The 8,418-nt window shown below is 61.3% G+C and carries 11 protein-coding genes and 1 pseudogene; 1 reads left to right on the forward strand and 11 read right to left on the reverse strand.

The genetic code is table 11. The annotated features are described in order from the left end of the window. The 8 genes and pseudogenes from AX681_RS22840 to AX681_RS10930 all read right to left on the reverse strand — a co-directional run. A partial coding sequence (locus AX681_RS22840) for a DUF6118 family protein (RefSeq protein ID WP_231733813.1) occupies positions 1 to 117 on the reverse strand: 117 nt, incomplete at its 3' end. Between the two features lie 293 nt (positions 118 to 410). Continuing rightward, positions 411 to 877 (reverse strand): annotated as a pseudogene (locus tag AX681_RS21420) (Ti-type conjugative transfer relaxase TraA); the annotation flags it as partial. A gap of 90 nt (positions 878 to 967) precedes the next feature. Further along, positions 968 to 1,372 (reverse strand): DUF305 domain-containing protein, encoded by a 405-nt coding sequence (locus tag AX681_RS10905; protein ID WP_007406997.1) that lies wholly within the window; start codon positions 1,370 to 1,372, stop codon positions 968 to 970. Between the two features lie 83 nt (positions 1,373 to 1,455). Then, a complete protein-coding gene (locus tag AX681_RS10910; RefSeq protein WP_081796470.1) occupies positions 1,456 to 1,902 on the reverse strand; it encodes a DUF305 domain-containing protein in 447 nt (148 codons plus the stop codon). Between the two features lie 152 nt (positions 1,903 to 2,054). Continuing rightward, the gene (locus AX681_RS10915) at positions 2,055 to 3,200 is read right to left on the reverse strand and encodes an acyltransferase family protein (RefSeq protein ID WP_066487700.1); all 1,146 of its coding nucleotides are present in this window, start codon (positions 3,198 to 3,200) and stop codon (positions 2,055 to 2,057) included. A gap of 137 nt (positions 3,201 to 3,337) precedes the next feature. Then, complete coding sequence (locus AX681_RS10920; RefSeq protein WP_017183481.1) at positions 3,338 to 3,655, reverse strand: RNA polymerase sigma factor; 318 nt, start codon at positions 3,653 to 3,655, stop codon at positions 3,338 to 3,340. 162 nt (positions 3,656 to 3,817) lie between these two features. Continuing rightward, positions 3,818 to 4,702: a DUF4396 domain-containing protein gene (locus AX681_RS10925; RefSeq protein WP_046407119.1), complete on the reverse strand. Its 885-nt coding sequence runs from the start codon at positions 4,700 to 4,702 to the stop codon at positions 3,818 to 3,820. Between the two features lie 64 nt (positions 4,703 to 4,766). Further along, the gene (locus tag AX681_RS10930; RefSeq protein WP_046407118.1) at positions 4,767 to 6,080 is read right to left on the reverse strand and encodes a hypothetical protein; all 1,314 of its coding nucleotides are present in this window, start codon (positions 6,078 to 6,080) and stop codon (positions 4,767 to 4,769) included. A gap of 629 nt (positions 6,081 to 6,709) precedes the next feature. Here AX681_RS10930 and AX681_RS10935 point away from each other — a divergent pair. Continuing rightward, the gene (locus AX681_RS10935; protein ID WP_046407116.1) at positions 6,710 to 7,180 is read left to right on the forward strand and encodes a YybH family protein; all 471 of its coding nucleotides are present in this window, start codon (positions 6,710 to 6,712) and stop codon (positions 7,178 to 7,180) included. Here AX681_RS10935 and AX681_RS23450 read toward each other — a convergent pair. From AX681_RS23450 to AX681_RS10950, 3 genes are all read right to left on the reverse strand, one after another. Further along, on the reverse strand, positions 7,177 to 7,470 hold the full coding sequence (locus AX681_RS23450) for a GTPase (protein ID WP_046195646.1): 294 nt from the start codon (positions 7,468 to 7,470) through the stop codon (positions 7,177 to 7,179). The two genes, AX681_RS10935 and AX681_RS23450, sit on opposite strands and share 4 nt — an antisense overlap. 39 nt (positions 7,471 to 7,509) lie before the next feature. After that, positions 7,510 to 7,962 carry a flagellar hook-basal body complex protein FliE gene (locus AX681_RS10945; protein WP_046195647.1) on the reverse strand — a complete coding sequence of 151 codons (453 nt, stop codon included), beginning with the start codon at positions 7,960 to 7,962 and terminating at the stop codon, positions 7,510 to 7,512. Positions 7,963 to 8,158: 196 nt separating this feature from the next. Beyond that, a partial coding sequence (locus AX681_RS10950) for a DUF6118 family protein (RefSeq protein WP_231734942.1) occupies positions 8,159 to 8,418 on the reverse strand: 260 nt, incomplete at its 5' end.

Raw genomic sequence — 8,418 nt, forward strand, 5'->3', positions numbered from 1 at the left:
CGTCTCACGGGCTTTCGCAGCAGCTTCTACGCACCTTTCAATCGCTTCGCGATTAACCGTCACGATTCTGTCGGCCGCGACGATCCCACGGAACGCGGTCGGGCTGGCGCTCTGCATTAGGCGCTGCCCTGCTTCCCAACGTGGTAGGCCGAGCGTTCACGCCGCGATGCGCTGCGCCATCTGCTTGGGCGTCATCGCCATGACCGGAGCTTTGGAAAGAATATGGACAACATGGTCGATGCGGCCGGTCGCCGTGTCCACGCCCTGCTGAAGCACGCCAAGCGCCTTGCTGTAGTCGGGCACGTTGATCGCGCGGCGCGCTCGGCCGCCAAGCCCTCCACGGCACGGCGTAGCAATGCCAGCTCACGGTCCTGACCTTCTATCGCGGCACGCAACCGGTCGAACGCGCGGGCCTGGTCCTGCTCGGGCCGGGCATGGTCGCCCGCCATGTCCCTTGCCCCGGTCGCGCGACAGGGCGCGGACGAGCTGGCGCTGGTCGGCGAAGTCGCGCGGCCGTAATGGAGATGCACGTCGTCGCGATGCCGCGACATGCCGACATAGGCGCTGTGCCGGTCCATGCCGGGGGTGGCGAGGACAGGGGCGCGATCGACCGTCACCCCCTGCGATTTATGGATGGTGGCGGCATAGCCATGATCGACATGGGCATAATCCTTGGTGTCGAACGCGACACCGCGCCCGTCATCGAGGCGCACCGCCATGCCCTCGGGCGATACCCGCTCGATCGGGCGAGCGTGCCGTTCTTGACCCCCATGCCCCGTTCGTTGCGAAGGAACATGATGCGGTCGCCGGTCGCGAACTGGCGTGTCCCCCGCTCGGCCTTCACCGTCACGTCGCCGCCAAGGTCGTCCGACGAACGCCCAGCGCCAGCGCGGCGATCAGGTAGCGCATACAGATCTTGGTCGAAGCATCGTTGGCGGTCCCGTCCGATTGGAGCGGGACCATGCGGTTATTGAGCAGGCTTGCCCATTTTGCGGAGCATCGCATTCAGGGTCGCGATTTCGCGGTTCTGGCTTGTGATGGCTTTCTGCGCCTCGCCCCGGACCTCTGCATTCTGGGAACTGCGAAGCGCGATCTGCGACATCGCGACCGCACCGCGGTGATGCTCGATCATCTTGCGAATCCACGTCTCGCCGGCATCGGCTCCCTTCGCCGCCATCATCTTCTGGTGCATGTCCATCTCGGCCGGGCCGTAGGGGTTGGCCGCGGTTGGCTGCATCATCTTGGAATGATCCATGCCTTGATGGTTCATGCCCTGATGCCCCGCCTGCTGGGCTAGGGCCGGGGTAGCGAGCAAGGCAAGGGTCGCCAGCACGGGTACAATACGCAGCTCGATCTCCTCGGGTCGTGTCAATTTTCTACGCGCCGGAAGCGCGCCCCCCTCATCCGCCGAAGCGATAATCGTTGGGTGGCTTGTCCTATCAGTCGCGCTTCGGTTCAAAGCCGGGGAAGAATGGCCTTCATCTGATCGATCTCGCGGCGCTGCCCCTTGATGATTTCGCCGCATAGCGCTTTCAACTCGGGATCACGGAGCGACGCCTCTTGGCACATCAGGATCGCGCCCGAGTGATGCGGAATCATCGACCGCGTGAACGCCCGGTCTCCGATCGTCGTCTGCGTCCGGATCAGCGCGTAGCTGCCGAGGAAGACCGCGATCGAGCCGATAATTAGTGCGCTGTTCGCCGCCCTGGAAGGAAACATATGGCGCATGGCGAGGATCATCGCGACTACCATCGGCGCGACCATCATCAGCGTCATATAGAACATATTCAGGTTGTTGTAGAAGCTGCCTAAACTGTCGATCATCACGAACATAACGAAATACATGATGATGCCGCTGACGACGGTCTGCACCGCCAAGCTCACATATGCGTTCTTCATCATCGCTACTCTCCCGTGTTGATGCCGCCCGCCCGCATAAGTGCGCCGCGCCGTGTCGCGCGTCGCCGGACAGGCTAGCGCATCCATAACAGTCAGTGGATGATACGTGCGTAATCCATCCACCCCTCACCGATTCGACAAGCCTTGCTGCAGTTCTAGGATACCAAACGGCCCGCGCACGCTTTCTGGACGGTCAACAGCTTGGCGTAGAAGAAGGTGCGTACCCGCGCGGTGTGCCGTTCGGTGAGAGTCGCAAACAGACCACAGGCAAAAACTGCAAGTGCGAGCGTAGCGCCAACAAGTGCGATGTTGCCCGCCGTTGGTGGTAAGCGCTCAGAGCCCACTAACAACGCTGCGGCGAATGCCATGATTGGAAAGTGCATGGCATAGAGTGAAAAGCTGGCTTTTGCTCCATAACCGGCGAACGGTCGCAACCAGCGCGGCGTTGGCGGATTCGCTCGTAGCAATATATATAGAAAAAGTGCGAATGCGCCCGCCAGTGCCAGTTCAAGGCCCTCCAGTCCGACAACCCGCACAACGATAAGTATTGCCGGTAATATGCTGCTCGCAATGATCAGCCAGGTGCGGCCAATCGGTGATCGGGGAAAATCGGTCAGATGCGTTTTGGTCATACCATGAAGCGCAGCACCACAAAGCCAACAAGCAAAGCCGATCAGCATGAATGGCGTAATCCAGGCCAGACCGATAAAAATTAAGAAGATTGACGGGCGACGTTGCCTCCAACTGACGACAATGGCCGGAAACCAGATGTAAAACCAGAATTCATAAGCGAGGCTCCAAAGTGGTCCGTTAGTGCCGAACGGCGCAACCACGATGCCCTGCAAGAAGAGAATGTTGCCTAGCAGCACATGCCACTCGAGCGCGCCGACGACATCCTTGCGCAGCACGTAAGTCTCGGTCGTGCCGAGATGGGTCGATGACTCGAGGGCGTAGAGGCCCACCGCGTCGAGCGCTCCACCGATCACCAATGCCGGCACTAGCACGACCAGCAATCGCGCAAGGCGGTCGATCAGGTAGCTTGACCAATGCCAATCCCCGATCCGTCTGTCGATACTGCGCGCGATCCAGAAGCCGCTGAGCACGAAGAAAAGAATGACGCTTGCATGCGCATAACCAGCCAAAAAATAGCCGGCCGAAGCCGCGACCGAGGCTTGCCCGCAATAATCTTCGATGAGGAGATACCAAGCATGTGCGAACGCGACTACGACTGCCAGGACACAGCGCATGGCATCCATAACCGCAAAAGCGCCCTGACCCGACTTCTGGTCGCCGCGCTCCATGTCTTGCCCAGATTTGGTCGAAAAGCCGTCTCCGCGGCGCGCATCCGTTGTATCCCCCATGCATACGATACGACGGCAGATCGCTTACCCCTCAAACTCGTGCCTTCTTTTTTGCCGAACAGGGTGGGGCCAAGCTGTTACGACAGCGATGCTGCCCGTTGGCGGGCGCGATAGAGACGCGTTTCGGCCGCCTTCTCGCTTATGTCGAGTATCAGTGCGGTTTCGACTTGGCTGATGCCCTCGATAGTCCGGAGGACCAGCGATTCCTTCAAGGTCGTTGGCAACACGGCGATGGCACGTGTCGCCCGGTCCAGTTCCTGTCGATTGGCTACGGCGTCTTCAATCGCGTTTCGGTCTCCCGGGACAGCCTCGGCCTCCCTGCCAATTGGCACCGCCAATGACAAATTGCCGCACGGCGTGCTGGCCACCCATTTAAGGCAATGGTTCATCGCCATGTGAAGGCAGGGCACATGGCATTCGTGGCAGGGCGTCCATGCACGCCTTCATGTCGGGGTTGATCTGGTGCATCTCTCTACCTCCGTGTGAGTCCCCGCCTGCCCCTGATACGCGCGCCGCGGAATCACCCCTTGTCGCGATCTCCGTCGATCGAGGCGATGCTACATCGCCCATCGGCCGAACAGCGTTGCAACTATGATGCCCGCGCCAAGCATTAGGAGCGTCAGCGCCGTCATCGCGACGATCTGCGGTCCGGTCACGCGCGGGCCCGTCCCCATGCCGCTCATCCCTGCCATCGCATCGTGCTTCATGTCCGGCATCGGCGTAGCCGATTGCCGGTCCGCGGCGACCTCGTGCCCGCCATGCCCGAGTACGCGCACCGTGCCCATGCCGTGCTTCAACCGGACGCCGACAAGCCAAAGGTTGATAGGGTAGGCAACGGCGAAGCCGACAAGCGTCGCAAGCGACATGACGCCCCAAAAGCGAAGCGAGTTGGCGTGCATCGCAGCCATGTCCCGGCTCATCAACACCACCATCGTCGGGATCATGCCGGCCATAACGGCATTCATCGAAAGCCATTCGGGGATGAACGACATGCGAAGCGCCCCCCAATAGGAACCGCCCGCCATGTCGCGCATGAACAGCGCCTGGAAAATCAGCAGCCCGAACGCGAAGCCGAACACATATTCCGCAATCACGTCCTGCCACATCGGCAGGCCGAGTGCCGTGGTGATCGCGGCCGCGGCGATGACGCCGGTCGCGTCACCCGCCATGCAATGAATGGCCGACCCGAACGCCTGCTTCCAGAGCGGCCGAACGAAGTCCTCGTGCCGCTCGTTCGCCGGTTCCTGGCAGGACAGGACATAGGCCGCGGCCATGATCGGGCCGCCGTAGAGCGTGACCAGCAGCCACCCCCATTTCATCACCCGCAACTCGGGGTTGCGGGTGAAGGCATCCCACGCGACGTAAGCGACCGATATCGCGGTCAGCACGAACCATCCGATCAACACGGCGTCGAGCCAGGGGGCCGGGGAAGGCATCGTCATGGCAGCTCTCCTCTACATGCTAGAGGATACGTGGCTCCCCGCGCCAGCCCTCGCGCGGGGCGTGTCAGGCGAGCTTGCTGGATACGGCCTTGATCGCCTTCAGCCCCGATCCGAACCGCGCGATGGCCTCGCGGTTCCTCTCCAGCTCGCCGTAAGGGAGGTAGGATATGTCGAGGTCGGCGACGCGGCTGAACGCGGGCCGCTGCAATTGCGCACGAACGTCCGCCTCGCGCGCGTCGGGCGCGACGAGGAACAGTCCCGCGGTCGCGTGAAGGTCGCTACCGCTCAAGGCCAGGTCGAGCATCCTGACGATGCCCGAATAGATCGACGTCGAATGCTCCACCTCGAACGCTGCGGCGACGTGATCGCCGGCCTTTTCAAGCCACAGCACGTCGATCAGCCGGATGGAATCAGCGCCCTTCGACCTCGCGATCGTCTCGGGCAAGCGCTCAAGGCACCCTGCGCCCAAGGGCGATCCGTTGAAGGCTCGGCTGCGATCGTTTGCGGCGATCCATACGTCATAGCCGAGTGCCAAGCCTAGATCGCGAAGCCATGCCTGAATTTCGGTATGGGTGCGCTCGTTCTCGCCTTCACGCTGCGCGGCCTTGCTAAGCGTGCGCGCCTCTTCGCGCGCCGCCTCGAGCCGCTGCCCCCAGCTCGCCAGAGCCGCGCCGCTCACGTCGAGCGGCGGGGCCGGGTAGCGATCGGAGCCGATGTCGAACAGCAAGCCGCCGATCGCGCCCAAGTCGTTCGATAAAAGGTCGCGGAAGCGGTCGTTGAGGTCGAGGATGCCGGTTCGCATCGCTAGGAAATGCTCCCAGCTCCCAAGCTTCACGTTCGCCCCCGTCAGCGCGTTGTAACCCTTGACGATCGCGGTGTTGAAGGGCGGCACCAGCGTCGGGTGAAGGAAGTAGAGGAGGTTGGCGACAGCAGGCCCAAGCCCCTTGATCTTCAGGCGGTCGATCGCGTGGATATGGCCGATGATCTCCTCGGCCGTGTCGCAACACGAACAGGCGTCTAGCAGGCGGCCGAACGCGCGCTGGTTCTCGGGGCTCTCGTATATGTCGGGGATGCGCAGCTTCGGTTTCCAGAGGAACGCATGGTCCGCACCTTTGAAGATTTGGCGCTGTTCGGCAACGGAATGGACGACGGTTTCGAGCGACGATCCGCGATAGGCGACGCCAAACGAACCGCGCTCGATCTCGCCGACGACCTGGGTGATACCGCGCCGGATCGAACGAAAATTCTTCAGCCGCTCGTCCCACAGGAACCAGCTTCGATAGGTCGCGCCCGGATCGTCACGCCAACGGGTAATGAGCCGACGCACAAGGCCGTCGTGATCCTCTTTGGTAGTTATTTGATCAAGTTGCGCGGCCATGTTGTCGTTGCGATGCCCCCTTCGTTAAAGCGAGACCTAAGCCGCCGGTCGGCCAGCGTCGAGCCGTTCCGTTAAGTGGACCGTTACTTCGCTCGGGCTGAACGTACCGATTTTGCAACGGTGCAGACGCTTGGTGGCACGATGAGCCGTGAGGGGAACGTCCGCCGCTACGTATTGACCAAAGTAAGCAAATTTGCGGGAAGCGCTGAATCATGCGGACTTCGAAGCTGACTTTGCTGGCGGCGGCACTGGCGCTCGGCATGGCGATGGGTCGTGGGCACGATGAGGCCGCAACCAAAAACAAGACCTTCGGACAGCGCTTAGCAAGCTGGCTCGGTTGCCTGCACACGGTGGTGATTCACTTTCCGATCGCCTTGATCATCGGTGCGTTCGCAGTGGAGCTACTCGGGCTTTGGCGGCGCAAGCCTTTACCGAGATACGGCACGCGTCATGCTTGTCGTCGGCTCGGTAGGCGCGATCATCGCCATCGCCGTCCAGGGTTGGCTAGGGGGTTCTTTCATGCATGGCGGCCTCGACCATCTCGCGTTCTGACGTCAGCCGCTGCTCCATATTGATGCGTCAAATGGAGATATCCTAAGGTCGGCTAATTTTGTTTTGGGAGATGATAAATGAGCACCTGCGTGAAGATGATTATAGCGGTGTCGATCGCTCTTCCTGCCGCAGCGTGGGCGCAGTCAGACGCCCGCACCACTGACACACGTGCCGTGGCGGCGGCGCTGTCACAGTATAAGGACGCGATCGAAAAGCTTGACGCTGCTGGAACCGAGCAACTGTTCACGACCGACGCGCGGGTTTTCGAGACAGGAGCATCTGAGGGCAGCTACGCCACCTACCTGGCTCATCATCTCGGTCCCGAGCTGAAGCAGTTCAAATCGTTCCGCTTCTCCGACTACAAGGTTGACGTCCGCTTCGAAGGGTCGGTTGCCCTTGCGACCGAGACCTACCGTTACCGGATCGAGCCAAAAACCGGTGAGGCCGTCGAACGACTCGGCGTCGCCACAAGCGTGCTTAAGAAGATGAACGGACGATGGAAGATCGTGTCCATGCACAACAGCGCTCGGAAACTGAAGGGCACCTAACGGATTGCCGGCAGAGACTGTCGCGTGAACGTTTTTGGCACGTGCGTGCGGTCCGGGTCGTCCGCCCGTGCATGGACGGCGATCATGCCGGAAGCTGGGGGCGGATCATCCCCCAGCCATAGCACCAGGTCGGCGGCTGCCATGCTCTCGCGCGCACGCTCCACCCCGATGGCTTCAATCGGATCGCTCGTGTCGGTGCGCCCCGCGGTGTCTGTGAAGACCCATGCCAGCCCGCCCCGCTCGACCGGCGCCTCGATCCGATCGCGCGTCGTGCCGGCAATTCGCAGCACCGGATTACCGATCCAGGGATGTGCTTTCGGCAGATTGCGCTAGACCGGCATACTCATGATGTCCTTGTAGGCCGAAAGCACTTTATTGCGAACTTGTAACGTCGCCTCGAAGGCGATTGAGGACTCCTGCCGCGCTAGCATGACCTTCGCAATGTCGGTTTCCTCTCCTCGTTCGTAGGCGACCGTCAAAGCACCAGCGCGCGCATTGATCGCGTTAATTTTTTGAAGCTGCGTCTGAAAAGTGGTGGCGAAGCCGCCTGGCTCCGCGAGTCCTGATTGCGACACGCCCGCCGCTCCGCTCACTCCTGAGACGGAATTCGGGCTATCCGCCTTTCCCAGCGCGGTGTTCATCGCTGCGTCAAAAGCCGCTCCTCTCGTAGCCCCAGAAACGGTGTCAGAATTCGGGTTGCTCGCTACATTCCGAAGCGCCGCGTTCTTGTCGAGTACGGCGTTCCGCAAGGCCATGACATCGTTGATGGAGATGCTGCTCATATTTACCTCAGTGCGCCTTCAGCGCACCTACATGTCGCATTGAAACCGTTAGGTTACGGTTAACTGAACTTAGTACTGATTGCCTATTCGTGAAGCCATGCACCGACTCGCAATTAGGTCCGCGCAAGGCTGCTACGGTTAGGCTATGGTCGGATGGTATAATTATCAATTACTTAGCGGAATAGACACGCGGTTACTATGGGGCGATCCTAATCGTGCATCGTACCGCCTCGTCTGCTTTGCCTGCCGCTTTTCTGCATCGGTCGATCGTCTCGCGGTTGGCCGTCACGATCTTGTCGGCCCCGACGATCGCGCGGAACGCGGCCGGGCTGGCGCTCTGCATCATCCGCTGCCCCGCTTCCCAACGGGGAAGGTCGAGCGTCCGCGCCGCCATGCGCTCGGGCCATTGCCAGCTCGCCGGCGCGATCTCGCGCGCGACGAGGCCCGGCACGATCG

It is taken from the genome of Sphingomonas sp. CCH9-E2 (assembly GCF_001557215.1).
Taxonomy (GTDB): domain Bacteria; phylum Pseudomonadota; class Alphaproteobacteria; order Sphingomonadales; family Sphingomonadaceae; genus Sphingomonas.